The organism is Gemmatimonadota bacterium, from assembly GCA_016712265.1.
Taxonomy (GTDB): Bacteria; Gemmatimonadota; Gemmatimonadetes; order Gemmatimonadales; family Gemmatimonadaceae; genus RBC101.
On the sequence record JADJRJ010000029.1, the window covers coordinates 156,543 to 182,726 of the forward strand.

At 67.0% G+C, this 26,184-nt stretch carries 23 protein-coding genes; 9 read left to right on the top strand and 14 right to left on the bottom strand.

The window, feature by feature from the left end:
• Positions 1 to 4: 4 nt before the first annotated feature.
• Positions 5 to 658 (bottom strand): matrixin family metalloprotease, encoded by a 654-nt coding sequence (locus tag IPK85_14525; protein MBK8248605.1) that lies wholly within the window; start codon positions 656 to 658, stop codon positions 5 to 7.
• Positions 659 to 844: 186 nt separating this feature from the next.
• On the opposite strand from IPK85_14525, the gene IPK85_14530 reads away from it, so the two are divergent.
• The 3 genes from IPK85_14530 to IPK85_14540 all read left to right on the top strand — a co-directional run bounded on the left by IPK85_14530 (position 845) and on the right by IPK85_14540 (position 2,889).
• Positions 845 to 1,462 carry a DUF47 domain-containing protein gene (locus tag IPK85_14530; protein MBK8248606.1) on the top strand — a complete coding sequence of 206 codons (618 nt, stop codon included), beginning with the start codon at positions 845 to 847 and terminating at the stop codon, positions 1,460 to 1,462.
• A 14-nt stretch (positions 1,463 to 1,476) separates the two neighbouring features.
• Positions 1,477 to 2,508 (top strand): inorganic phosphate transporter, encoded by a 1,032-nt coding sequence (locus IPK85_14535; GenBank protein MBK8248607.1) that lies wholly within the window; start codon positions 1,477 to 1,479, stop codon positions 2,506 to 2,508.
• Between the two features lie 132 nt (positions 2,509 to 2,640).
• A complete protein-coding gene (locus IPK85_14540) occupies positions 2,641 to 2,889 on the top strand; it encodes a hypothetical protein (protein MBK8248608.1) in 249 nt (82 codons plus the stop codon).
• Here the strand turns inward: IPK85_14540 and IPK85_14545 are convergent.
• Complete coding sequence (locus IPK85_14545) at positions 2,879 to 4,048, bottom strand: glycosyltransferase family 1 protein (protein ID MBK8248609.1); 1,170 nt, start codon at positions 4,046 to 4,048, stop codon at positions 2,879 to 2,881. The genes IPK85_14540 and IPK85_14545 overlap by 11 nt on opposite strands.
• A 227-nt stretch (positions 4,049 to 4,275) precedes the next feature.
• Here IPK85_14545 and IPK85_14550 point away from each other — a divergent pair, with 227 nt between their 5' ends.
• The 6 genes from IPK85_14550 (at position 4,276) to ppk1 (ending at position 11,219) form a co-directional block, all read left to right on the top strand.
• A complete protein-coding gene (locus IPK85_14550; protein ID MBK8248610.1) occupies positions 4,276 to 5,148 on the top strand; it encodes an alkaline phosphatase family protein in 873 nt (290 codons plus the stop codon).
• Positions 5,142 to 5,702, top strand: a complete 561-nt coding sequence (locus IPK85_14555; protein MBK8248611.1) for a phosphatase PAP2 family protein — start codon at positions 5,142 to 5,144, stop codon at positions 5,700 to 5,702. Before IPK85_14550 ends, IPK85_14555 begins: the two co-directional genes overlap by 7 nt.
• 2 nt (positions 5,703 to 5,704) lie before the next feature.
• A complete protein-coding gene (locus IPK85_14560) occupies positions 5,705 to 7,003 on the top strand; it encodes a glycosyltransferase (GenBank protein ID MBK8248612.1) in 1,299 nt (432 codons plus the stop codon).
• The gene (locus IPK85_14565) at positions 6,978 to 7,715 is read left to right on the top strand and encodes a polysaccharide deacetylase family protein (GenBank protein ID MBK8248613.1); all 738 of its coding nucleotides are present in this window, start codon (positions 6,978 to 6,980) and stop codon (positions 7,713 to 7,715) included. Before IPK85_14560 ends, IPK85_14565 begins: the two co-directional genes overlap by 26 nt.
• Entirely contained in the window at positions 7,712 to 8,893 is a 1,182-nt protein-coding gene (locus tag IPK85_14570; protein ID MBK8248614.1) for a glycosyltransferase family 1 protein, read from the top strand. Before IPK85_14565 ends, IPK85_14570 begins: the two co-directional genes overlap by 4 nt.
• Positions 8,894 to 8,990: 97 nt before the next feature.
• Positions 8,991 to 11,219, top strand: a complete 2,229-nt coding sequence (ppk1, locus tag IPK85_14575; protein MBK8248615.1) for a polyphosphate kinase 1 — start codon at positions 8,991 to 8,993, stop codon at positions 11,217 to 11,219.
• 27 nt (positions 11,220 to 11,246) lie between these two features.
• On the opposite strand, the gene IPK85_14580 is transcribed toward ppk1, so the two are convergent.
• The 12 genes from IPK85_14580 to udk form a co-directional block, all read right to left on the bottom strand.
• Complete coding sequence (locus tag IPK85_14580) at positions 11,247 to 12,893, bottom strand: Ppx/GppA family phosphatase (GenBank protein ID MBK8248616.1); 1,647 nt, start codon at positions 12,891 to 12,893, stop codon at positions 11,247 to 11,249.
• Positions 12,784 to 13,500: a phosphate signaling complex protein PhoU gene (gene phoU, locus IPK85_14585; GenBank protein MBK8248617.1), complete on the bottom strand. Its 717-nt coding sequence runs from the start codon at positions 13,498 to 13,500 to the stop codon at positions 12,784 to 12,786. Before phoU ends, IPK85_14580 begins: the two co-directional genes overlap by 110 nt.
• Entirely contained in the window at positions 13,497 to 14,276 is a 780-nt protein-coding gene (locus IPK85_14590; GenBank protein MBK8248618.1) for a phosphate ABC transporter ATP-binding protein, read from the bottom strand. The genes phoU and IPK85_14590 overlap by 4 nt, the downstream gene beginning before the upstream one ends.
• Complete coding sequence (gene pstB, locus IPK85_14595) at positions 14,273 to 15,055, bottom strand: phosphate ABC transporter ATP-binding protein (GenBank protein ID MBK8248619.1); 783 nt, start codon at positions 15,053 to 15,055, stop codon at positions 14,273 to 14,275. The genes IPK85_14590 and pstB overlap by 4 nt, the downstream gene beginning before the upstream one ends.
• Before the next feature lie 69 nt (positions 15,056 to 15,124).
• Positions 15,125 to 16,024: a phosphate ABC transporter permease PstA gene (gene pstA / locus IPK85_14600; protein MBK8248620.1), complete on the bottom strand. Its 900-nt coding sequence runs from the start codon at positions 16,022 to 16,024 to the stop codon at positions 15,125 to 15,127.
• Complete coding sequence (gene pstC / locus IPK85_14605; protein ID MBK8248621.1) at positions 16,021 to 16,992, bottom strand: phosphate ABC transporter permease subunit PstC; 972 nt, start codon at positions 16,990 to 16,992, stop codon at positions 16,021 to 16,023. Before pstC ends, pstA begins: the two co-directional genes overlap by 4 nt.
• A 2-nt stretch (positions 16,993 to 16,994) precedes the next feature.
• Entirely contained in the window at positions 16,995 to 18,149 is a 1,155-nt protein-coding gene (pstS, locus tag IPK85_14610) for a phosphate ABC transporter substrate-binding protein PstS (GenBank protein ID MBK8248622.1), read from the bottom strand.
• A gap of 86 nt (positions 18,150 to 18,235) precedes the next feature.
• A complete protein-coding gene (locus tag IPK85_14615) occupies positions 18,236 to 19,960 on the bottom strand; it encodes a fibronectin type III domain-containing protein (protein MBK8248623.1) in 1,725 nt (574 codons plus the stop codon).
• A 138-nt stretch (positions 19,961 to 20,098) separates the two neighbouring features.
• Positions 20,099 to 22,885 (bottom strand): TonB-dependent receptor, encoded by a 2,787-nt coding sequence (locus IPK85_14620; GenBank protein MBK8248624.1) that lies wholly within the window; start codon positions 22,883 to 22,885, stop codon positions 20,099 to 20,101.
• A gap of 184 nt (positions 22,886 to 23,069) precedes the next feature.
• Positions 23,070 to 24,767: a HAMP domain-containing protein gene (locus IPK85_14625; GenBank protein ID MBK8248625.1), complete on the bottom strand. Its 1,698-nt coding sequence runs from the start codon at positions 24,765 to 24,767 to the stop codon at positions 23,070 to 23,072.
• The gene (locus IPK85_14630) at positions 24,764 to 25,486 is read right to left on the bottom strand and encodes a response regulator (GenBank protein ID MBK8248626.1); all 723 of its coding nucleotides are present in this window, start codon (positions 25,484 to 25,486) and stop codon (positions 24,764 to 24,766) included. The genes IPK85_14625 and IPK85_14630 overlap by 4 nt, the downstream gene beginning before the upstream one ends.
• A complete protein-coding gene (udk, locus tag IPK85_14635) occupies positions 25,483 to 26,109 on the bottom strand; it encodes a uridine kinase (GenBank protein MBK8248627.1) in 627 nt (208 codons plus the stop codon). Before udk ends, IPK85_14630 begins: the two co-directional genes overlap by 4 nt.
• Between the last annotated feature and the right edge of the window lie 75 nt (positions 26,110 to 26,184).

Below are 26,184 nucleotides of genomic sequence, written 5' to 3' on the forward strand. Positions count from 1 at the left end.
GCGCCTAACGAAGGGCGGCGACCGCTGTCGGGGCGCACTCCAGCATCGCCAATGTCCGAGACGCCAGCCGCGCGTCGGCTGGGGTAAGCGACGAGACGATGGGTTGAGCGGCCATCAGGGCAAGCCGGTGTTCCGCGTGCGGAAGTCCCAAGGCGTGACCGAGTTCGTGCACGAGGGTCGCCAGCTGCTCCTCGACGCTGTAGGGGGTGCCCAGTGGCGAACGCTCGGCGATGCCGACATGCGCGCGGCGCAGGGTGCCGGCGCCCGTCACGTCGAGTCGAGTGACGCCGGCCCGGTACCGCCGCAGCCCGTCGGGGTCGTCGGAGTCGGCGGGCAGCACATCGACCACCGTGACCCGGATGTCGGCGGCCGCGAGGTCCGGCGTGACGCGCAATCGCAGCGGGAGCGATAGGGCGTTCCAGGCGGCGGCGGCGTCGCGCACGCGCTGGTCGCCGTACACCCCCCATCCGTCGCGACTCCGTCCGGGCGCGGCGAAGGCGACGGTCAGTGTTCGGGGCTGCACGGACGAAGCGGCCCAGTGCGGCCGGCGATTCTCGCACGCGCGCTCCACCCCGTGGGCCACCCGCACCGCGGGGGTGCAGGCGACCGCCAGGAGGACAGCAGCGGCGCCGATGGAGAGGCGAATCCGATCTGGCATGACGGTCTCCAGTCAGGGGTCCACATTAGCCCGACGGTAACCAACATGTCATGGTCACGTAACAACTCGGGACCGCGTCGGTCACGAAGAGGGGATTTCGAGGTGCACTGACGGGATTGTTACAGAGCGCGTAGAATTGTCACGACCGTGGCGTGTACGGCGGCTTACCCGAATACCCCCAGTGACGTGGCTTTTCGACTGATACCCCGCGATGAAGGCTTCTTCGACTTGTTCAACGAGCTGTCGAAGCGGCTGGTGACCTCAGCCGGGCTGCTCCGCGACCTGTTCATGCACCCGGCCCAACTGGACGAGATCACCGCGCGAATCAAGGAAGTGGAACACGAAGCGGACCACATCACCCATGACGTGAGTCGCCGTCTGGACAGTTCCTTCATCACGCCGCTCGATCGGGAGGACATCCATAACCTGTCCCAGGAGCTGGACAACGTCGTGGACCTCATCAACGGCACGGCACGGCGGGCGAAGATGTTTCACATCACCGAGACGAAGGAACCCGCGCGCAAGCTGTGTGAGATCCTGCAGCAACAAGTGAAGCACCTCGAGCGGGCCGTCACGCAGATCCGTGATCCGCGCGCGGTGGCGCTTGCCACCAGGGAAGTGAAGGTGCTGGAGGCCCAGGGGGACACCATCTATCACGATGCGATGGAGGCGATGTTCACCGGTCGGCCAGATCCGCTCGACGTGATGAAGTGGAAGGAGATCTACGACACGATCGAGGAGACCCTCGACCGGTGCCAGACCGTAGCGATCGTGCTCGAGAGTATCTCCCTCAAGAACTCCTGAGCGCGGGGCCGCCGGTGGTCACGTATGTCGTCGCGATCGTCCTGGTCGCCTTCATTTTCGATTTCATCAACGGATTCCACGACTCGGCGAATTCCATCGCCACGGTCGTCGGCACCCGTGTGCTCAGTCCGTTGTCCGCCGTGGTCTGGGCGGCGTTCTTCAATTTCGTCGCGGCGTTCACGGTGGGCACGGCGGTGGCCAAGACGGTCGGGAAGGGGATGATCGACGTGAACGTCGTCACGCCCAACGTCATCCTCGCCGGGTTGTTGGGCGCGATCATCTGGAACCTGGTGACCTGGTGGTACGGACTCCCGAGCAGCTCATCGCACGCCTTGCTCGGCGGCTATGCCGGTGCGGCCGTGGCCAAGGCCGGGTTCGGTGCCGTGATCCTGTCGGGGTGGACCAAGACGATCATCTTCATCTTTCTGTCGCCGATCGTCGGGATGGTGGCGGGCTTCGTCCTGATGACGCTCATCTACTGGGCGTTCCGGCGCGTGTCGCCGCGCCGCGTCGACATGCTCTTCCGTCGACTGCAGCTGTTGAGCGCCGCGTTGTTTTCCCTGTCGCACGGGGCCAACGACGCGCAGAAGACGATGGGCATCATCGTTGGCCTGCTGGTGTCGTCCCAAGCGGCCTTTGTCGGTGCCACAGACTGGACACGCCACCTGTATCTGCCGAGTGGCGACTCCGTGCCGCTCTGGATCGAGATGGGGGCGTACACGGCGATTGCGCTCGGGACCTTGTTCGGCGGCTGGCGCATCGTGCATACGATGGGGAGCCGGATCACCAAATTGCGCCCCGTTGGCGGCTGCGCAGCCGAGACGGCGGGGGCCTTCGCCATCCTGCTGGCGACGAACTTCGGGATTCCCGTCAGCACCACGCATACCATCACCGGGGCCATCGTGGGGGTGGGTGCCACGACGCGCCTGTCGGCCGTCCGCTGGGGCGTGGCGGGCCGCATCGTCTGGGCGTGGATCCTCACCATCCCCGCAGCGTCGTCGATCGGGGCGTTGTGCATCTGGTTGCTCGAATTCGCCAACCCCTGAGCCCGAGGGCGTCATTGCGCAAGCGGGGGTGCGGCCTCGATTGTGTAACAGGCCGTGTAACAAAACCTGCGGTACCGTTCCCGTCCGGAACGCCAGGAGGCAGACTCGGGTGTGCGACGCCCCGAGTCCCCTGTGTCATCCAGCATTCGATTTCTTGACGCGTACGGTTTTGCCTGGCAGGCGGTTGAAGTCGGCCCTGCCGACCTGACCTCCCAGAGTGGCAACCTCTACTTCTTTTCCGGTGGCAGTACCCGGCGTTTGGAGCGTTATCCCCAGGATTGGAGTGCTTGTGGCTGGGAAGAGTTGGAGCTTCTGAGGCGCCGGGCCACGGTGCTGTCGGCCGACGTGGTGCGGCACCAGAGCGGGGCGGCTATCGCGTGACCGCAGTGGCGCCGATCAACTCGCGGTAGATCCCGTCGAGGCGGTCGAGCTCACTGTCCCACGTGAGTCGTTGCGCCGTCGCGCGGGCACCGACGGCGAGGCGTTGCCGCAGGACATGATCGGTGGCCAGGCGCACCATGTGATCGGCGAGTGCCGGAACGTCGGCGGCCGGGTACGCCAGACCGTTCACGCCATCGACGAGGTGTTCGGCGACGCCGCCGGCTGGCGTGGCGATGACCGGCAGCCCGCTCGCCATCGCCTCCAGGATGACCAGACCCAGCGTCTCCGTGACCGAGGCGAAGACAAAGGCATCGGCGCTCGCATAGAGCCGTGGAAGCACTTCGAGGCGGTCTAACGCGCCCAGGAAGGTGGCGTGTTCCGTTCCCACGGCCCGGACGGCGCGTTCGCGCGGGCCCGAGCCGGCAACGATCAGGTGCATCGCCCCATCCGGGAGTTGCTGCCGTGCGAGGTGGAACGCCCGGACGATCTGCTCGACCCCCTTCTCGGCGGCGAGGCGACCCACATGAAGAAAGACGCACGCCCCCGGCTCTGCATAGGCTTCGCGCAGGAGGTCACTGCGCCGGCGTCGGTGGAACTGGTTGACGTCGACCCCGCGACCCCACGTCACGCCGTGCATCACACCGATGCGTGCGAGCTCCCCGCGTGACACATCCGACGGCGTGAAGGTGCGAAGGGCCGAGGCGTGGAACCGCGCCAGGTGACGGTCCACCGCTCCCCGCAGCCACGGCACGCCATAGGCGTCTGTGTAGCGTCCAAAGTCGGTGTGGTACGACGTCGTGACGGGGATGCCAAGCCGCTGGGCCGTGCGCAAGCCGGTCCACCCGATGGCGAACTCCGTGGCACAATGCACCACATCCGGCCGGAAACGTTCGATGGCCTGGGTGATGCGGCCGTCGCCCGGGCGTGCAAGGCGGATATCGGCGTACCCCGGCATGGGGAGCGAGGCCACGGTGGTCACGGGGGCAAGGTGTTCCAACGCGGCCCCAAAGACGGGCGGCAGGTGCTGCGGGTACCGTGGGGCGACGACCTCGCACGTCCAGCCTCGGGCCGCGAGCCCTTCCACGGTGAGCGCGGTCACCACGGAGACGCCGTTGACCTGCGGCGGCCAGGTATCGGTACACACCAGGAGACGGGGCATGCCTGACGAGTCGGAGGGTGCCTGACGAGTCACGCGCCCGGTTGGGCGCTGCCTGACGAGTCCGAGGCTACGGCGCCGGGGTCGCCGTCCGGTCACGCGACGGTCACCACCCGGTCACGAGCCGCCGTGAGTCGCGTTAGGCGTTACGACACCGCGACCAAACCCTCACCTGATGCGTGACGCGTCCAGCGAAACTCCCGAGCGACTCCTTCCCGAGGTCGCGTGGCATGGTCACCCCGCCCGAAGGCATCACCCGTGTTGTCCTGGTCGTGATCGATGGTGTCCGAGCGGATGCGGTGCCGCTGTTCGGCATGCCGCATCTGGAGCGCCTCATGGCCCGTGGGGCCTGGTCCATCGCGGCGCGGACCGTGACTCCCTCCGTCACGGCCGCCGCGATGGGGTCACTGCTCACCGGAGTGGAACCCACCACTCATGGGCTCGCGTCCGATCGCTTCTGTTGGCCACGTCCCACGGCGCCACTGGATCCCCTGCCGCGCGTGCTGGGTCGCGCCGGCGTGCCGTCCCATGCCCACCTCGCGACGGTGCCACGCGCCTATCGCAAGTTGGCGGAAGGGTTCGCGCGACTGGTCGGGATCACCCATGCGACGCTCCGGGGCGATGCGGCGCGCGAGATCGTGGCGGCGGCCGAAGCCGGCGGACGTGTCCGGCAGGCCGGCCTGCACCTCCACCACTGGCCGGATGCCGATCGGGCCGGCCATGCGGAGGGATGGACGTCGCGGGCCTACGCCGCGGCGCTCCGAGAGATCGACGCGGCGTTGGGCGCGCTGGTCCAACTGACTGAAGCGGACGGGGATGACGAGACCCTCTTCCTCGTCCTCGCCGACCATGGGGGCGGTGGCACGGACTTCCGCAACCACGACAGTGCCCATCCCCACGATCGGCGGATTCCGCTGGTGCTGGCGGGACCGCAGGTGCAGCCCGGGCGCCTGGCTGACGGGTATTCGCTCCTCGATGTCCCGGCAACGGTCGCTTGGGCCCTCGGGGCCGACGTGCCCGAGGGTTGGCATGGGCGGCCCATCACGGAGGCGTTTGCCACCCTCCCGGACGTCGCCACGACCGCGATGGCGATCGCATGTTAGGCGCCGAGCGACTGGGCGGCGTCTTCCGCGTGGCACATCCCGTCATCGCGCACCTTGATGCGCGGGATCGTGCGATGTTCGTGCGCATGGCGTCACGCGCGCGCCGCGGGGCGTCGTCCCAATGGTGCTGGACCGGGCTGACGCATCTCGGTGGTGCGACGGTGACCATTGCCCTCTCGCTCGGTTGCCTGCTCTCCGGGAAGGGGAGCTGGGCCATCGGGGGGCGGGCCGCGCTGATCATCCTGGTCACCAGTCACCTCCTGGTGCAGCTCATCAAGCGGAGCGTGGGGCGCCCGCGTCCCTCCGAGGGCCTGGAGGCGGCGGCCCTCATTGCCGCGCCGGACCGGTTCTCGTTTCCCTCAGGCCACGCGGCCGCCGTGGCGTCGGTTGCCTTGGGGCTGGGACAGGCTTTTCCTGATTGGTCTCCGCTGCTGGGGACAGTGGCGGTCCTGGTCGGGTTCTCGCGGGTGGCGCTTGGCGTGCACTATCCCGGCGACGTACTGGCCGGGCAGGTCCTGGCCGTCCTCTCCGCCTGGTTGCTGCGAGGCATGTGAGCATGGCCACGCTGCTGACGCCTGCTCTGGCTCCTCCCGCGATCGGGGCGTCGGGCGACGTAACGGCGCTGGCACATGCACGGCCGCTCTCCATGGCGCACGACCCGCTTCCGCCACCGGACCGCCCGCAGGCGACGACCGCCGTGCTGGACGTGACGAAGTGGTTCGGAGAAACGAGCGGCGGGGTAAAGACCTACCTGGTCGAGAAGGCGCGGTGGGCGTCGCGGCAGGAAACGGTGCGCCACGCGCTGGTGATTCCCGGGGCCTTTGATGCGTTGTCCGAGGGCCGCGGCACGCGTGTGTATCGGTTGCAGGGCCCGCGCGTGCCGAACCAGGCGTACCGATTCCTGCTCGCTCCCCGCGCCCTGCGTCGCATCATCGCGCATGAACAGCCGACGGTGATCGAAGTAGGCAGTCCCGTGTTTGTGCCCTGGGTGACGTCCTTCGCCACCCGAGGGCTCGGCATCCCGCTCGTCCAGTTCTACCACACCAGCATTGCCGGCGCGTGGCGCAGCCTAGGCCTGGCCCGGGCGCCAGGGCGGTTGGGACGGGGCCTGCTGGCGCGGTGGGTGCGTTCACTGGATCGCCTGGTCGCCCGGACGATCGTCGCCTCGGACTTCGCCGCGCGGGAGTTGGCAGAGGCCGGTGTGTCCCGCGTCACGCGCGTCCCGTTAGGTGTGGACCTCGATCACTTCTATCCGGCGCGACGGGCGACGCGGGAGCGGACCTTGCGACGACTGGGGCTCCCGCTGGATCGCCCCATCGTCATGAGCGTGGGCCGACTGGCGCCGGAGAAGCGCCTGGAGTGTCTGGTCGACGCGTGGCCAAATGTCGAGCGCGCGACCGGGGCGCACCTGGTGATCGTGGGCTCCGGCCCGCTCGAGGCGGCGCTCCGCGCCCGATGCTCCGCCGTCCGGGTCACGTGGCTGCCCTATCAGCATGATCGCGTGACGCTGGCCAACCTGATCGCGGCGGCCGACGCGTTTGTGGCCCCTGGGGATGTCGAGACCTTCGGGCTGGCCGCGCTGGAGGCGTTGGCCTCCGGAGTGCCCGTCGTGTCCTCCGCGGAAGGGGCGGTCGCCGAATTGGTCGAGGCCTCTCGCGCCGGGGCGACCTTCTCCTCCGGCAGCGCCGTTGGCTGCGCTCATGCCGTCCGAGACGTGTTGGCAGCCGATTTCGCGAGTCTGTCGTTGCGCGCCCGATCGTACGCGGAGCGGGAGCACGACTGGGCGACCGTTTTTTCGAGGCTGCTGGCGGTGTATCAGGAGGTGGCCAGTGAAGCTGCTCGTTTCCATTCATGATGTGGCCCCGCCCAACCTCGCCGAGGTGGCTGAACTTTGGGCCCTGTGCTCGTCCGTCGGCGTACAGCCCGCGTTGCTCGTCGTGCCGAATTGGCACGGCGCCCATCCGCTGGGCGAGCACGCGGAAACCGTGCGGTGGGTGCGCGCCCGCCAACGCGACGGAGCCACGGTTCTCCTGCACGGACAACGGCACGATGAGGTCGGGCTCCGGCGTTCGGTTGTCGACCACCTGGCGGCCGTGGGGCGGACCGCGCGTGAGGGTGAGTTCTTGACGTTAGGCACCGCCGCGGCTCGCCAGCGGATCTCCTCCGGGGTCACGGCGCTCCGCCGGCTCGGGCTCGATCCCGTGGGATTCGTACCCCCGGCCTGGTTGGCGCGTCCCGCGCACCGACGCGCCGTGAGGGAATCGGGGCTGGCCCTGACCGAGGACACCGGCGCGATCTGGTTGGTGCGTCGCGGCGTTCGCCTGTCCTCTCTCGTGATCCGATGGAGTGGCCGCGCGGCCTGGCGTGCTCGAATGTCGGATTGGCTGGCGGACCGACGCGCCAGCAGTCGGGTGCCACTCCTCCGCGTCGCGCTGCACCCGTCCGACCTGCACTCACCAGTGACGGCCGCTTCATTGCGTCGCGTCCTCCCTGCGCTCGTGCGCGCCAGGACGTTGCTGACCTACGACACCCTCGCCAGTGAGGACGACCTCGGATGCGCAGCATGACCAGGGATCTCGGCGGCCTCCGGCTCGCCATAGCCAGCGACACGTGGGCGCCGCAACTCAACGGCGTTACCCGAACCCTCGGGCGGCTGGTGACGGAGGCGCGCCGACGCGGTGCCGACGTGCGGGTCTTCACGGCCCACGATCCCAACACGCGGGATGCCGAACCCGAGGTGACGGGTTTTCCGAGCCGTCCCTTCTGGGCATACCCGCAGCTACGCATGTCCTGGCCCGGGGCGTCTCGCCTGACGACGTTGTGGGAGGGATGGCGGCCGGACCTCGTCCATGCGGCGACACCGTTTGGCGTTGGGCTTGCCGCCCGCGCGGCGGCGCGCAACCTGGACATCCCCTTTGTGACCTCGTACCACACGAGCCTGAGTCAGTACGCAGCATTCTATCGCCTCGGCTTCCTGACGCGGCCCGGGTGGGCCTTCCTGCGATGGTTCCACAACTCCGGACTGCGCACCTGGTGTCCCACGGCGGCTATCGCCCGCGAGCTGAGCGCAGGCGGCTTCGACCGTACGGCCGTGTGGAGCCGCGGGGTCGACGCTGCCACCTTTTCACCGGTCTGGAGGTCGCCGGCCTTCCGCCGAGACCTTGGGGTCCGCGATGGCGACCTCCTGGTCGCCTATGTTGGTCGGATCGCGCGTGAGAAGGGGATCGACTCACTCATGCAGGGGATGCGCCAGGCCATCCGGACCCACGACGTGTCCCTTCGCTTGATGATGGTCGGCGACGGTCCCTACGAGGCCGAAGCACGCGCCGCCGCACCGCCGGGGACGATTTTCACCGGCACGCTCTCCGGTCACGAACTCTCCACGGCCTTTGCCAGCGCCGATGTCTTCGTGTTTCCGTCGGTCACGGACACCTTTGGGAATGTTGTCCTTGAGGCCATGGCGAGTGGGGTGCCCGTCGTCGGTGCGGACTGCCCGGTGACTAGAGAACTGGTGGGGAAGGGAGCCGGACCCCTGTTCGATGACCCCACTACCCTCGCGGCCGCCCTGATTCGCTTGGCCCGGTCATCATCTGAGCGGTCGGCAATGGCGGCCCGCGCCCGCCAGCAAGCGGAGGCGCGCACGTGGGACGCCGTATTTGACGGGTTGTTTACCGAGTACCTTGAGATCTCAGGACGCGGGGCGCCGCGCAACTCCTTTGATGTCAACGAGTTCAAGGCCGCTTGATTCGCTGGTCGTGGCGGATTCGTGACAGGGGCGGCATCTTCAACCTGTTACACTAGTTACACACCCGTCGCGTCAGGCCAGCCCCTCTCGCCCTCGCATGTCCGATTCCGCAGTCCTTCCAGCGAGCCACTTGATCAACCGTGAGCTCAGCTGGCTCGAATTCAATGCGCGGGTCCTGCACGAGGCCCTGGATGATCGGACGCCGCTCCTGGAGCGGCTCAAGTTCCTCGCGATCTTCACCACGAACCTGGATGAGTTCTACCAGGTGCGTGTCGCCGGGTTGCGCCGGCAGGTGGCCGCTGGGGTCACCCATCCGCCGCCGGACGGGATGAGTCCGACGCACCAACTCGACGCGATCGACCGCAAGGTCCGGGAGTTGGTGCAACGCCAGGTGGAGTGCCTGCACCGCGTCCTGCTCCCGGCACTCGCGGTTCACGGCGTGCGACTGGTCTCGATGGAGGAGTTGAGCGTTGAGGAGCGTACGGAGCTGGATCGGTTCTTCGCGCGCGAGGTCTTTCCCGTCCTGACGCCGCTGGCGGTCGACCCCAGCCACCCGTTCCCGTACATCTCGAACCTGTCGCTCTCGCTGGCCGTGCTCGTCCGCGATCCCGAGAGCGGGGAAGAGCGTTTCGCCCGCGTCAAGGTGCCGCGGAGCCTGTCCCGCTGGGTCCCGTTAGGCAACACGCATCGGTTTGTGCCTCTCGAGGAGCTGATCGGGGCGCACCTCGGCTCGCTGTTCCCGGGCATGACCGTGGAGCACTGGCACGGCTTCAAGATCACGCGGTACTCGGACCTGGACGTGCCGGCCGCGGACGAGCCGGAGGACTTGCTGGCCTCGATCGAGGAGCAGGTGTTCCAACGTCGATTTGGTGAGGTTGTGCGATTGGAGGTGGAGGCGGGGATGCCCGAGCATGTCCGTCGTCTGTTGCTGGAGGAGCTGCGGGAAGGCGCACCGTCGGACGTCCTGCCATTGGCTGAGCGCGATGTGCACGACGTGGGCTCCCTGGTGGAACTCGCGGACCTGATGGGACTGGCGACGGTCGACATCCCGGCGTTGCGGGACACGCCGTATGCGCCGCTGGTGCCCCACGAGTTGCGCGATGTCGAGCGGCCGATTTTCGACGCGATTCGCGAACGGGACATCCTCGTGCACCATCCGTTCGAGTCGTTCGCGATGAGTGTGGAGCGCTTCTTTGAAAGCGCCGCAACCGACGATGCCGTGCTCGCCCTCAAGACCACGCTGTATCGGACGTCGGGCGACACGGCCATTGTGCAAGCGCTGACGGAGGCGGCCCAGCGCGGCAAGCAAGTGGCGGTCCTCGTTGAGCTGCAAGCGCGCGGCGACGAAGCGAACAACATCACGTGGGCACGCACGCTCGAGGACCACGGGGTGCACGTGGCCTACGGGCTCCCCGGGCTCAAGACGCACGCGAAGATTGCCCTGGTGGTGCGACGCGACCCGGACGGGATTCGTCGGTACGTGCACATTGGCACGGGGAATTACAACTCGAAGACGGCCCGGGTGTATACAGACCTGGGGCTCTTCACGGTGAATGAAGCGATTGCCTCGGATATCTCCGACGTGTTCAACCTCCTCACCGGTTTCTCACGCCAGCGGGAATATCGCAAGCTGTTGGTCGCACCGACGACCATGAAGGCCCGGTTCATGGGCCTCATCGCGCGTGAGGCGGCGCATGCGCGCGCGGGTCGGCCTGCGCGCATCGTGGCCAAGTTGAACGCCATTGTCGACCCCGACGTGATCGCCGCGCTGTATGGCGCCTCGCAGGCCGGCGTGACCATCGACCTGATCGTGCGCGGGATTTGCTGCCTGCGGCCGGGACTCGCCGGCGTCAGTGACCGCATCCGCGTGCGCAGTATCATTGGTCGCTTTCTGGAGCACTCGCGCATCTTCTCGTTTGCCAATGGCGGTGCGGAGGAGTTCTACATCGGGTCGGCGGACTGGATGCCCCGCAACCTCGAGCGACGCGTCGAGGTGATCACCCCGGTCGATGACCGGCCCTTGCAGGCGCGGTTGCGGTCACTCCTCGATACCTGCCTCGACGACAATCGGCAGGCGTGGACGCTGCATGCGGATGGAACGTACCTGCAGGTCGCCTCGCCGACGCCGGACGAGGAGCTGGCGACCCACTATCGGTTGCTGCGCGACCCGTGGGGCCTCGATCGCATGATCAGCCGCTATGCCACGGCGGAGATGCGTGCCCTGTCGCTCGAGGAGTACGACGCCATGACGAGCAACGGCCGCATGCGGGAAGAGGCACCGTTGCCCGCGAAGCGCGTCCGACGAAAGAAGGTCCGGGAGGGGTAGGCGCAGGCCGCGCTACCGGAACGTCGATCAGGCGTGGCCGACGACGACCACCGGAACACCCGTCACCGTCTCGAGCAGCTTGCGTTTGCGTTCGGCGCCCCACAGCTCCAGCCGTACCACCTTGGCTCGTGGGTCGGCGACCGGGGTGAGTCGGAGCGCGCGCTCCGTCCAACGCACCTTGACGCTCGCAATGGCGCCGACGTGTCCGCGGTCGAGGCCATCGGCGACGCGCAGGATCCCGCTCAGGATCTCCACCCGGCGCTGGTTCTCGGCGCTGAGTCCCCCAAAGGCGGAGTGCTTGGGCTTGGGTTCCGTGCCGCGGTGGTAGCGGGCGACGGCCGCCACCAGCATTTGCTCCTCCGGTGACATGCCGAGCAGGTCCGCATGGAGGATCAGGTGGTAGGAATGCTTGTGATGCTGATCGTAGTTGATGTGATAGCCGATATCGTGCAGGAGGGCCGCGTCGGACAACACATCGCGATCGGCCGAACTGCAGCCGAGGCGAGGGCCGATCGCATCGAAGAGCTGGAGCGCGAGGCGCTGGACGTGCTCGGCGTGGGGTTGCTCGAAATGGCAGCGCTCCGCAAGCGTGCGCACCGAGCGCGCCCGCGCCGCCCCGGGGTCAGCGGGAACCGATTGTACCTGCGCCCCCTCCAGCAGGATCCCCTCGCGAATGCCGTAGCCGGAGACCACCAGGTGCCGAGCTTCGATCCGTGCCATCACCTCGGCGGCGACGACGAGGCCCGCGAGGATGATGTCGGCCCGGCCGGTGTTGAGTCCCCGGATCTGCGCGCGCTCGGCGGGGGAGGCCGTTTGCAGCAGGTCCACCAGGTGCTCGACTTCCTCGCGCGGCAACTTCGTCCCGTGCACCTTGCCGGCGGCGGTGGACGCACCGCGTCGGTAGAGGTACATCCCGGCGAGGTTCGTGAACGTTCCGCCAGAACCGATCAGCATGGCCCGTCGCCAGTCCTTGAGGGGCAGGGCCCTGCGGATGTCCTCGCGAACAAACTTGCGCAGGGCGCGGACGTCCTTGCGTGTGGGGCGTGGGCCGAGGAACTGCTCGGTCATCCGGATCGCCCCGAAGGGGAACGAGGCCAGTCGATCGATGAGGCCGCCGGCGCTCGTGGCGAGCTCCAGGGAGCCCCCGCCGATGTCCATCACGACGGCGCGGGAGCGCGCGAGGTCGAAGTGGGCCTGCGCACTGCGGAAGGCGAGGCGGGCCTCATCGTCGCCCTGAAGCACGCGGATGCGCAACCCGGTTTCGCGACGCACCAGGTCCACAAACCCCTTGCCGTTGGCGGCGTCGCGGACGGCGCTCGTGGCGACGGTATCGATGCGTGAGACGCCGTACTGTCGCGCCAACGTGCTCATGCGCGACAGCGATTCCAGGGCGTCGAGGATCGCCTCCTCGCCCATGATGCCGTTCATGTCCACCCCCGCCCCCAGGCGCGGGGCCGCCTTCATTTCGTCGACGATCCGGATACGCCCATCGGGGGTGACGTCGGCGATGAGCTGCCGGATCGAGTTGGAGCCAATGTCGATCGCGGCAAGGCGTACCGCGCCGTCAGGCGGGAGGGCTGCCGGCCTCAGCGTCCTTCGCGTCGAACTCGAAGCGGTGCTTGATGGACTTGCCTTCCGCGAGGAAGACCGCGTCTTCGCCGATGTTGGTCGCAAGGTCTGCCACACGCTCCAGGTTACGGCTGACGAGCAGGAGCTCGAGCGACGGGTTGATCGTCCGCGCGTCCGCCATCATGTGAGTCAAGAGAATGCGGAACATCGAGTCGTGCAAGGCGTCGACCTGATCGTCTGCCTTGCAGACCGCCCGGCCGAGCTGGCCGTCGGCGCGAATGAAGGCGTCCAGGGAGTCGGCGAGCATCCGACGGGCGCGTCGCGCCATGTCCTCGATTTCGGGGTCGGGGACCGCGGTCGCGCGCAGGGCGATCAGTCGCAGGGCACTCTGGGCGATGTTGACCGCGTGGTCCCCCACGCGCTCGAGGTCGCTGGAGACCTTGATCGCCCCAATCAGGAAGCGGAGGTCGCGCGCCATGGGCTGCTGCAGCGCGAGGAGTTCGATCGCGAGGGTTTCCACCTCCACCTCGAGGAGGTCAATCTCCCGGTCGCGTTGGATGACCTGGTCGGCCACGTCCTTGTCTCGCGAGAGCAAGGCGTCGACGGCCAGCTCCACGAGCTCCTCTGCCCGCGCCGACATGTCGAGCAGGCGCTGCTTCAGGGTGGAGAGCTGGTCGTGGAAGTGCCGGAAGCCGGCGTCAGAAGGACTCATCCAAATCTCCCGGTGATATAGGCCTCGGTGCGCTCCTCGCGCGGGCTCGTGAACATCTCTTGCGTCTGCCCCACTTCGATGAGCCGTCCAAGGTAAAAGAACGCCGTTCGATCGCTCACGCGCGCCGCCTGCTGCAGGTTGTGGGTGACCATCACGATGGTCAGTTCCGCCTTGAGTTCATAGAGCAGTTCCTCGATCCGTTGGGTCGCAATCGGATCGAGGGCGGAGCAAGGTTCGTCCAGCAGGAGTACCTCGGGCTGGTTGGCCAGTGCGCGCGCGATGCACAGGCGCTGTTGCTGGCCGCCGGAGAGCCCCAGGGCGGACTGGCGGAGTCGGTCCTTCACTTCGTCCCACAAGGCGGCCCGCCGCAGCGCGGACTCGACGATCTGGTCGAGTTCTGGCCGATCGCGGACGCCGTTGATGCGGGGCCCGTACGCCACGTTCTCGTAGATGGAGCGCGGAAAGGGGTTCCACCGCTGGAAGACCATCCCGACGCGCTGTCGCAGCTGCACGACATCCATGCGGGTGTCGTGAATCGGCGAGTCGTCGAGGGTGATCGTCCCCGTGTGCCGCGTGCCGGGGATCATGTCGTTCATGCGATTGATCGATCGCAAGAACGTCGACTTGCCGCACCCCGAAGGGCCGATGAACGCGGTCACGGCGCGGGGCGGCAACTCCAGCGTGACCTCATGGAGCGCCTGCTTTTCACTGTACCAGAAGGAGAACGCGCTGGCCGCGACGCTCCCGGTCGAACTCGTCGGGCCGAGTGCGGTCATCCGAATCGCCCGGTGATGTAGGCCTCGGTACGTGGATCGGTCGGCGCCGTGAAGAGCTGGCGGGTGGGCGAGACCTCGACCAGGTCGCCCATCAACATGAAGGCCGTCCGGTCGGACACGCGCGCCGCCTGCTGCATGTTGTGGGTCACAATGATCACCGTGACCGTGCCACGCAGTTCATAGACCAGTTCCTCCACTTTCTGCGTGGACAGCGGGTCCAGGGAGGCGGTGGGTTCGTCGAGCAGCAGCACGCGCGGGTTGGTCGCCAGGGCGCGCGCGATGCACAGTCGCTGTTGTTGTCCGCCGGAAAGCCCGGTCGCGGAGTCCTTCAACCGGTCCTTGACCTCGTCCCACAGCGCGGCGCGTCGCAACGACGACTCCACGATCTGGTCGACCTCCCGCCGCGGTGGAGCGGCAGGCATGCCGCGGAATCCGGCAGCGACATTGTCGCGAATCGACATGGTGGGGAAGGGGGTCGGCCGCTGGAACACCATGCCAATCCGGCGCCGTACCTCGATCGGGTTGATTCCCCGACCGTAGATGTCGGTGCGATCCAGCTCCACCTCGCCTTCTGCCCGGGCCCCAGGGATGGTTTCATGCATCCGGTTCAAGCACCGGAGTAACGTCGATTTTCCACAGCCGGAGGGGCCGATGATCGCCGTGACCTGTCCGTCGAGGAAATCCAGCGTGACATCGCGCACCGACCGCGTGGCCCCGTAGTAGGCGTCCAGCGAGCGCACGGCGACCCGGACATTTGGGGTAGTGCCTGGCGAGGTCATCGCGGCGGGTGGGGCGGGGGGCATGATGGTGGTCGTCATCGATGCGTAAGTCCGGCGCGGGAGGGTCGATCAGTCATGGCCGCCCCCGTGCTTTGAGCGGGTGGCAAAACGCGCGACCAGGGAAATCACCAGGACGAGAGCCAGCAGCACAAGTGCGCCGGCCCATGCGAGGCGATGCCATTCCTCAAACGGCGAGGTGGCATAGGAAAAGATCTGCAGGGGGAGCGCCGACATCGGCTGATCCAGCGAGAGCGACCAGAATTGGTTGCCGAAGGCCGTGAAGATCAACGGCGCCGTCTCGCCAGCGATGCGGGCCACCGCCACCAGCGCGCCGGTGACGATGCCTGGCATGGCCGTGCGAAGCACAATGGAAAGCGAGGTTCTCCACCGTGCATAGCCGAGGGCCAATGCCGCCTCGCGCAGGGAGGACGGCACGAGCCGGATCATCTCCTCCGTGGTACGCGTCACGAGGGGAATCATCATCACGCCAAGGGCAATGCCGCCGGCAAGGGCGGAGAAGTGCCCGACCGGTCGGACGAGCACCTGCCAGGCAAAGATCCCCATGACGATCGAGGGCAACCCGTTCAGGATGTCGGAGAGGAACCGCACGGTCGAGGCGAGACGCTGCGACCCCTGTTCGGCGAGGTAGAGGCCAGCGCCGATTCCCAATGGCAGGCCGATGGCCGTGGCGGTCCCTACGAGCACCAGCGTTCCGGCGATGGCGTTGGCCATGCCGCCCCCGGACTCGCCCACCGGGCGAGGCATTTTGGTGAAGAAGTTGAGGTCGAGCGACGACGCGCCTTCCTTCACCAGGTGAAAGAGGATGAACACCAGGGGGAGGGTCGCGAGGCCCGCAGCCGCGTACATGATCCCCAGCATGATGGTGTTCGTGACGCGCCGGCGACGCAGAGAGCGTCCCGTGCGTTCGATCGCCGCACGCTGCGATCCGGTAGGCCGCGAGGGGGTCATCGGCCGTCGCGTCCCACGCGCCCAACCAACCAGCGCGCCAGCATGTTCACGAGGAGGGTCACGCCAAGCAGCACGGCGCCACACGCCATGAGCGCCGCGGTGTGGAATTCTGTTGAGGCCTCGGCGAACTCATTGGCGATCACCGAGGCGAGCGTATACCCCGGTGCGAAGAGCGATGCGGAGAGTTCCGCCCGGTTGCCGATCAGCATCGTGACGGCCATGGTCTCGCCCAGTGCGCGCCCCAGGCCGAGGATGATCCCGCCGATGATGCCCGAACGGGCATACGGCACGACGGCATCGCGAATCATCTCCCACCGGGTGGCCCCGAGCGCCAGCGCGGCTTCGCGTTGGGCGCGCGGCACCGCCATCAACACCTCGCGAGATACAGCAGAGATGTAGGGAAGGACCATGATGGCCAGGATGATCGCGGCGGCGAGCATGCTGTTCCCGTAGGCCGGGCCGCTGAAGAGCGGCGTGGCACCGAGGCCGAGCGTGGTCGCCAGGAATGGCATGACCGACTCGCGCAGGATCGGGAGCAACACAAAAATGCCCCAGAGTCCGTAGACGACGGACGGAATGGCGGCCAGCAGGTCCACGAGAAAGGCCACCGGCTGGCGAAGCCAGGGGGGGGCAAACTCCGAAAGGAAGATCGCCACGCCCAGCGCAAACGGCGTCGCGAGGAGAAGGGCCAGCACGGAGGATACGACCGTGCCGTAGATCATCGGTGCCGCCCCGAATTCGCCCGCACCGACATCCCACGTACTGCCGGTCAGGAAGCTGAAGCCGAACTTCGAGAGCGCAGGCCATGCCCCGATGATGATCTCGAGCGCGATGAAGCCGAGCAAGAGGGGGATGGACACCGCGCACAGGAAGGTGACGACGCGGTAGATGCGATCCCCGGTCGAGCTTCCCTCGATGCCTGCGGCGTCGGATGGACCCGACACCGCAGGGGCTGCAACTCCCTCCATGCTCATTTCGGCACGCCCTGGATGGTGCTGAGGCGATCAGCGAGTTGGGTGGCCAGGGCGGAAGGCAGTGGGGCGTAGTCGAGCGACGCCGCGCTCTGCTGGCCAGCGCCGTACATCCAGCGCATGAAGTCCACGAGCTTCTTCCCCTTCACGCCGTCGGCCTGGTTTTGGTACACGAGGAGCCAGGTGAACGATGAAATGGGGTATGCGCTCGCACCTGCCGCGTTCACGATCGACACGCGATAGTCCGAATCCTTCCCAAGCTGCGACATGGCGCCCTCGGCCGCTGCCGTAATCGACTCGATCGTCGGCTCAACGGCCGCGCCGCTCGCATTCTTGACCCGTGCCGAGGGCAATCGATTTTGCTTGGCGTATGCCAGCTCAACGTACCCGATGGTGCCTGGGGTCTGCTTCACGCTGCCCGAGACGCCCTCGTTCCCCTTGCCACCGAGTCCCACGGGCCAGCTCACGGATTTGCCCTTGCCCGGCCCAGCCTTCCACGCTGCGGAGACCGCCGTGAGGTAGTCCGTAAAGATGTAGGTGGTGCCGGATCCGTCCGATCGGTGCACGACAAGAATGTCCTGGGCGGGGAGTGTCACGCCCGAGTTCTCGGCCGCGATCCGCGGATCATTCCATTTCGTGATCTTGCCAAGGAAAATGTCGCCAATGATCTCCCCGGTGAGCGTCAGCGGCACAGTCACGTCAGGCAGGTTGTACGTGATGACCACCGCGCCGAGGACTGAGGGGAAGTGCATGACCGGGCCACCCTTCGCCGCCGCCAGTTCCTCGTCGGACATTGGGCCGTCTGAGGCGCCAAAATCAACCGTGCCCTCGGACAGCTGCCGGATTCCAGCCCCGGACCCGACGGAGCCGTAGTTGATCTTGACCCCAGTCTGCTCGGCGTAGTTCGAAAACCACTTCAGGTAGATCGGGTAGGGGAAGGTCGCCCCTGCGCCATTCAGGTCCACGGATGACGACGACGCCACGGCGCCGGCGCTGTCGGAGGTCGACGATTCGGACCCACCGCATGCGGTGAGTACGGCGAGGCTTGTTACAATCGAAAGCGAGGCGGCGAACCGGGCGTTCACGGGGAGACTCCTGATAAGTGATGGTGCGCCTTGAAGATCACTGTCAGTGACAGTTACACAGATCCGCATTGTGTAACGGCATCGTCACGAGATGCTGCGGACGCGACGGGCCGGCACCGCGTGGGTGTCGGCCCGCACGCCCCGCAATCTTGAGGCTACTTCTGGGCGTACGTGGTCCAGCCCTGCCACCACTTGGTACCGCCAGGTGCGGCGGCGCCGCGGTAGGCCGTACCGGTCACGGCGGTCCCGCCCGCCGTCAGGAGTTTCCCGGTGAAGGGGTTCAGTCCGCCCGTCGCAATCGCCGATCCACTGGCGGGCGTCCAATCGAAGGCGGTCACCGGGGTAGCGTCGGTGATCGTCGCCGGGAATGCCGTAAAGGCAGCGGCGCCGGTTCCGGTTCCTGCCGCAATGTTGTTCCCGCTGGCGTCGAAGGCAAAGCGACCGGACCCCGTCTCGAACATGTTGGTCGACTCGAAGTACGAGACGTTCCGGAGTGCGAGGTCGGCGCTTGCCAGGTCAGGGGTCGCGGTGCCGCCGCCGCGGGTGTAGGTGTCCTGGTCGCGGACCGAGAAGGCCGCGCGCGGCCAGCGTGCCAGGACCCCGTTCACATAGTAGCCGCCGGTGCCTCGACGCAGGAGCATCCCGATCCCGCCGGACGTGCCCGCGCCCACACTGGAGTTGCCGGTCCCAACGAGGGTGAAGTTGGCCACGACCGGGACGTTGAACGGGTTCGAGTTGAATCCGTTGGTGCAGCCGGCGCCGTCGCATCCGTCATTCTCGATGCCCTGCGGGTCCGTCGCGACGTTCTGTCCCGGGAGGGGGTTGATGTTCACCGTCGCCGACTGCATCCCAATGAGGAACTGCAGGCGTCCACGGTAGCCCTCGGACATGTCGAAATGGTCGTCTCCCGTCTCATAAGACACCAGGTTCGTCGCGTTCACCGTGCCACCGAACCATTCGAAGGCATCGTCGAGGCCATACAGGGCCTGCAGGTACGACAGGCGCGTGCCACTGCCAACCGCGGCGAACGTGAAGGAGTTCAATTCCTGGTTGGCGCGCGGGGCGAAGCCGGCGAATTCGACGCGGACATAGCGGAGTTCGCCACTGTCGTCGGCATCGTTGGTGCCGCCGCCGTAGGTGACCGTGTAGTTCTTTCCGCTGGCAACGGTCGTCCCATCGGTCCCGGTCCCCTCGACCTCGGGGTTCGCTCCGGACTTGTTCGTCGTGGCGTTGCCCACGATGATCAGGCCGCCCCAGTCCCCGGCACGGCGTGAGCCCACCGCCTTGGACGAGGTCATGACGATCGGCGCGTCCGCGCGGCCCACCGCGAGGATCTTCGAACCCCGCAAGACGAACAACGCCGAACCCTCATTGCCCTTGATCACGGTTCCGGGTTGGATCGTCAACGTGGCGTTGCCCGTGACGTGAATGAATCCCGCCAGCGTATAGGTGGTGTCCGCGAACCATGTGGTGTTGGTCGTGACGTCCCCCGAGATCGTCTTGCTGAACGAACCGAAGGGCAGGGTGGTTGCGGAGACTTCGCTGGAGGGCGTCGACGTCAGCCCGTTGGCCACGGCGAGGACGCGATACCGGTAGAGCGTCTGCACCTTCAGGCCGGCATCGTCATAGGTGAGGGTTCCGGCGGTGGCGGGGGCCGTCACCGTGCCGGCCTGGGCAAAGCTGCCGGCCGCGCCTTCCGCGCGTTCGATCGTGTACGACGCGATGCCTGCGGCGCTGGGAATCGTTACCCGAATAGCCGAGGAACTGGTCGCGGCCGCCTGGACGCCCAGTGGCGCATTGGGCGCCGTCGGGGCGGCAGGATCGTCGTCTCCGCAGGCGGCGACGACGAGGGACAGGAGGGCAAGATGGCGGAGTCGCATGGGGTAGTGTCTTGGCGCGAGTGCGCGGCGAGAGAAAGCAATGCGGCCGGTCTCGCAGGAGACCGACCGCATGAAGAAGCCAAATCGAGAAAACAGCTGTATCTCGAACCGGTCACGAACCGGTCACGACAGGCGGGCTCATGGGCGCCACTGCAGCCCCACCTGGAATACGCGACCTTGACGGTAGTACTCGCGCGTGACGGTGCCCTGGACGGCCTCGTATGGCGCGTCGAGCAGGTTGCGGGCGTCCATCCGCGCCTGGAGCCCTCCGAGCAGCGGGAACCGGACGCTCAGGTCTACGAGGCTGCGTGGCTTGAGGACGATGTCCGGCAGAGGCTGGTCGCCAGCCGCGTCGATGCGCTCACCCGTTCGGTTGAACAGGGCCGTGGCGCTCATGCTTCCGGCGTTGGAGGTCCACGTCACCCCGGCATTGACGACATACGGTGCCTGACCCACCATGGCCCGCTCGGCGTTGGTGGCGGCCAGCTGCTGGGACCCCAGCTCGATGTTGCTGGCCATGAGCGTGACGTTCGAAAATGCCACCAGCTGCCGAAACGCATCGCCCATGAATCCGAGCTCTTTCCGGGCCTCGAGTTCGACCCCAAAGTTGGTCGCTGCATCCGCATTGACGTACACGATCGTCCGGTTGGCCGAGTTGCCGGCGCGATACGCGCGCTCAATGGGGTCCTTGAACTGTTTGGCGAACACGCCGAGCGAAAAAACTTCGGCTTCGGTCGGATACCACTCCCACCGCAAATCACCGTTCAAGATGCCGGTGCGCTGAAGGTCCGGGTTGCCCTGGACGTCATCCGCGTTCAACACATCGCGCGTCGCCACCGGTGAGAGCTCGCGGTACTCCGGACGGGCCAGCGTCTTCGACACGGAGAGGCGGAGGGTCTGAAAATCGCTGATCTTGATGTTGAACGCGGCCGACGGCAGGACGTCGTTCCACGTGTTGTTCACCGTCACGGGGGCACCGAGCGTCGACTTGGCGTTGAGCGTCACGACGTCGCGCTCGAAGCGCGCGCCGCCAACGAACCGGATGCGATCGCTGAGGCCCAGTTCCACCATGCCGAACCCGGCGGTGAGGTCGTCCGCCGCGTCGTAGTTGCCACCCTGGCTGAGCGCGACCACTTCCCAGTAGTTCGTGCGGTTGGCAAACCGACCGTCGAAGATCTGTTCGGCACTGAGCTCGCGTTCCGCCTGCGTAGCGCGCGGGGCGCTGATGCTGAACGAGAACGTGCCGGCGTCGCGCTCGGTGGCACGATACAGGCCGCCGACCTTGAAGGTGTGCTGCCGGCCGGCCGCATCGAAGTTGAGCTGGTAGCTGCCGCGTGCCTCACGCGAGGACTCCGACAGATTCCCGTAGGTGCGCACGGCGCCGCCGTTCCCGGAGCTGAGCCAGCGGAGTGACTCGCCGCCGCCGGTCCCCGACTCGATGATCGAGATGAACTCCGAACGATCCGGCTCATCCCGCGTCACGGCGGACGAGGTCAGGTACCACTCCAGCCGATGCTTGTCGCCGAACTGGTGCTCGGCGGCGACTTGGTTGGATCGGATGGAGCGCTCGACATACTGGTTCTTGTCGATCTGCACGTTCACGCCGTCGGATTCGAACTGGCCGCGCTCCCGACGTGCCTCGTTGTCCGAGGTGCGGTTGAAGGTGTTGTTGAGTGACAGGCGGGTGTGTCCGCCGAGCAGGGTGCTGAAGTTCGCAATGCCGCCCCACAGGATGCCACGGCTCCCGGTCTCGCCCTCGAACCTATTGAACTCGACCGTCTGTCCGGGCTGGGAGCCGCGGTTGGCCAGCGCGCGGGTCTGGTCGGCACGGATGTCCTGCGACGTCGAGTAGGTGCCGGACACCAGGTAGCCGATACGCTGTCCGAAAATCGGGTCGTTGCCGCCGATGGACACGGAGGTCGACGCGTTCGGCATCGCGGTGCCCAAGTCGGTGCTCCATGCGTTTCTGAGTTGGCCAATCAAGGCCAGCTTGTCGCCATCGTTCAAGGACGGAAAGCCGAGGTCTGAGTAGTTCTTGAGCAGCGAGGGAATCTTGCGGTCGCTCTTCACGAGGGCGACGTTTTCGCCGCCCACGCTAAAGGCGCGCCGGACGTCCGAGCCGAGCGCTGTGGAGTTGGCACCAGCAGAGGCGGAGACGGTCACGCTGCGGCGGGCAGGAAACTCGCGTGTCTTGATATCCACCTGGGCGCCAGAGAAGTCGCCTTGCTGGTCCGGGGTGAAGGTCTTCTGGGTCGTGATGGTCTGCAGCAATCCCGCTGGGAACAGGTCGAGCGGCACCACGCGCTTCTCTGGCTCGGGGCTGGGGATTCGCGTGCCGTTGAGCTGTGCCGTGGTGTAGCGCTCGCCGAGGCCCCGCACGAAGACGTACTTGCCGCCGGTGATGGTGACGCCACTGACACGCTGCACGGCCTGGGCGGCGTCACTGTCGGGGCTGCGCGAAATCTGTTCGGATGTGATGGCGCTTACGACGCCGACGGCGACGCGTTGGGCATCAAGCGCCTCGTTCACCGAGCCGCGTTCGGCCGAGGCGGTGACGACCTGGGCGGTCAGGGTAATCGTCGCTGCTTCGAGCGTCACGTTCTGCTCAACCGTCTTGCCGGCCTCGAGCAGGATGCCAGTTACCGTCTTGGGCTGGAAGCCCAGGCGTCGCAGCTGGATCGTGATGGGCCCGGCTGGCACATTCACGAGGCCAAAGCGACCATCGACGCCAGATTGGGTGCCTAACGTGGTGCCTACGACCTGGATCCCGACATCCGGGAGCCCCTGGCCGCTCGCGGCATCGATGACCCGGCCGACGATACGACCGGTGGTAGCTGGGGCTGCCTGGGCGCCGAGCGAGGCGCTGAGAAGCCCCAGGAAGACGAGGGAACGGCCGATCCAGCGGGTGGCCTGAAAGGACGACATGAAGTTCTCGCGGTTGAGACGGACGGCGGACGCTAGCGGGCGTTGGTCACCGCAGCGTTGTTACAATGCCGCGGACGCGTCTCGGAACTCCCACGGAAGTGCAACGGACGTGTCACGAGGCCGCAAGACCGGCCGTGCGTACCGCGCGCCATGGCCGGTCGAACGGCCGGTGCGGCGTGGCCCTTCAGCCCGGGAGCGTGACCCGAAAGGTGGTGCCGCTGCCGACCGCGCTCTCCGCGGTAACCGCTCCGCCATGCGCCTCCACCAGGTGCTTCACGATGGCCAGCCCAAGGCCCGTTCCTCCCTCCGCCCGGGACCGTGACGCGTCGACGCGATAGAAGCGCTCGAAGACCCGCGGAAGGTGCTCGGCGGCAATCCCAGATCCCGTGTCCCTGACGCCAAACGTCAACTGCTCGGCTGATCGATGGGAAAAGATCGTCACTGCGCCACGGGCCGTGTGTCGGATCGCGTTGTGGACCAGGTTCGTCAGGATCTGTCGGATGGCCGTCGGGTCCATCCGAATGGCGGTCGCGTCCGGGGCGATCTCGACCTTGAGCTCCAGTCCCTTGTGGCCGGCGACTTCGGAGAATGAGGACAGAGTCTCCCCGGCCACCGCCCCAAAGTCCATGAGGACTGGCGCCGGACGCCACCCGCCGGACTCAATGCGCGACAGGTCGAGCAGGTCGTCGACGAGCCGGTGCATGCGCTGCGTGTTGTTCAGGATCGTGGTGAGGAACTGCTGACGCTGCTCCGGCGACACGCTCTCATCCTGCAGCGTTTCCGCGAAGCCGCTGACCACGGTCAGGGGCGTCTTGAGTTCGTGGGACACATTGGCCACAAAATCCCGGCGCACAGTCTCCAGGCGCCGGATCGGCGTGATGTCGAAGAGTGCCAGGACGGCGCCGCCTCCGGTCAGGGGTCGCGCTGTGATCGTGACGACCCGATCCGCGAGCCGCGTCTCGACGCCGTCGACCGACCGGCCAGCCATGGCATCGGCCAAGGCCTCGCGCAGTGCGCGGTCCCGGGGGAGCTGGTCGGCCGAAAACGGCAACGCGTCGCGCACCTGGAGGAGTCGCCGCGCCCCTTCATTAATCTGCTGGACCTGCTGGCGCGTATCGAGCGCAACGACGCCCTCGTTGAGGGCGTCGGACACGGCGCGGAGGAGGGCATCGTCCGCTTCGAGGGCTTCGACGCGCGCGGTCAGTTGTTCCGCCAGGCGGTGAAACGCCGACGCGAGTTCCCCAACTTCCCCCGGGGCCGAGAGACTAGGCCGCCGGCGCAAGTCACCCCCAGCGATCGCGCGCGCGTCGTCCCGCAGTTCCAGGATGGGTCGCGTGACGGACCGGGCGAACAGCAGGGCGAGCACGAGCGCAGCCAGGGCAGCGAGGGCGGCCGCGGAAAAGATGTCCCGGCGGAGCTGCGCTTCGACCAGGCTCTGCGTGGCGAAGGTCAGGGAGACGCGCGCAACCCCGTCCCCGTCGCGGACGGCGGCATACACCTCGACATCGCCGGCGGACGCGCTGCGGCGGACGGCCGTGCCGGTGTCGTGGCGGGTGGCCGACACCACCTCCGGTCGGCTGCGGTGGTTCTCCAGCTGGACGAGCGAGGCGTCGTCAAACTCGGAATCACCGGTCACCCGGCCGTCCGTGGCGATCAGCGTGACCCGGTGACCGAGGGCCGCTCCCATCTGGTCTGCGAGCGAATCCGGGTTCGACGCACCGGCCGTCACCATGGCCACGAGCCGTGCCTCGCGGAGAAGTCCGGCAGCGGCCTGCTCGAGGAGTCGCTCACGCACGCGTCGCTCGACACTGGTGACCACCAGTGCGACCAACACAAGAATGATGAAGAGAAACCCGCCGAGAAGTCGCTGCGAAAGCCTCACGCACTACGTGGTTGCGCTGACTTCAATCTATAGCCGAAGCCGCGCACCGTTTCGATCATGTCGCCTGCGCTTCCCAGTTTCGTCCGCAGTCGCTGGACGTGCATGTCGACCGTCCGCGTCTGAATATCGGGTGCGGCCTCCCAGACCGTCTCGAGCAGGAGCCCGCGGGCCTGTACGCGCCCACGACGCTCGGCGAGGGTGAGCAGGAGCCGGTACTCGGTTGGCGTCAGTTCGAGTTCGCCGGTGCCGTCCACCATGACCCGGTGCGCGGCGCGGTCGATGAGGATGGGCCCGACCCGCAGGGTCTCTGAGCTCACCGGTAGCGCCTGCTGCAGTCGTCGCAGGATGGCGCCCACGCGGAGCACGAGTTCCTGGGGCGAGAAGGGCTTGGTCAGGTAGTCGTCCGCGCCTAACGTGAGTCCACGGATGCGATCCGGTTCCTCGCGGCGCGCGGTCAGCATGAGGACGGCGATGGACCGCGTCGCGTCCTCGGAACGGAGCGCCTCGAGCACCTCGAAGCCGGACATGCCGGGGAGCATCAAGTCGAGGACGACCAGTGCGGGGTGATCCTGGCGCGCCTGGGCAATGGCATCCGGGCCGCTGCCGGCGGTCGAGACGCGATAGCCCGCCTTGACCAGGTGAAAGGCCACGAGGGCGACGATATCCGGTTCGTCGTCCACGACGAGGATTCGTTCACCGACCTGCGGGGAAGCAGTCACGCGTGGGGTGGCGCAAGGCGCCGCTGGATGTGGCCAACGAGCAGCTCAATGGCGACCTGATTGTGCCCGCCATCCGGGACAATCACGTCGGCGTAGCGCTTGCCGGGTTCGACAAACTGCAAGTGCATGGGCCGCACGGTGGTAAGATATTGGTCCAGGATCTCGCCGAGGGGACGTCCACGCTTGGCCATGTCTCGCCGAATCCGGCGGACCAGTCGTACGTCGGCATCCGCGTCCACGAAAACCTTTACGTCACAGAGTTGTCGCACGCGTTCGTCCACGAACAGCAGGATCCCGTCGGTAACGACCACGTCGGCGGGTGGGACGGCCACCGTGGCCGCCGACCGTGTGTGCGTGACGAAATCGTAGACCGGTTTCTCGATCGCCTCGCCTCGCCGCAATGCCTCGAGGTGTCGGACGAAATGATCGAGATCAAGACGCTCGGGATGATCCCAGTTAAGGCGTCGCCGCTCGGCCATCGAGAGGTGCGCGTGGTTGCGGTAGTAAGCGTCCATTTCGAGGAACGCCACGGACGCTCCCACCACGGCCTCTGCGACCCTTCTCGCAACGGTCGACTTGCCTGACCCAGTGCCACCCGCCACCCCGATGATCAACGGCTGCATCATGCCCACCCCGTCGTTGCACAATCAGGGAGCCATGTAACAAAAAACAGCGACGGGTCGGTAACGGTCATGTAT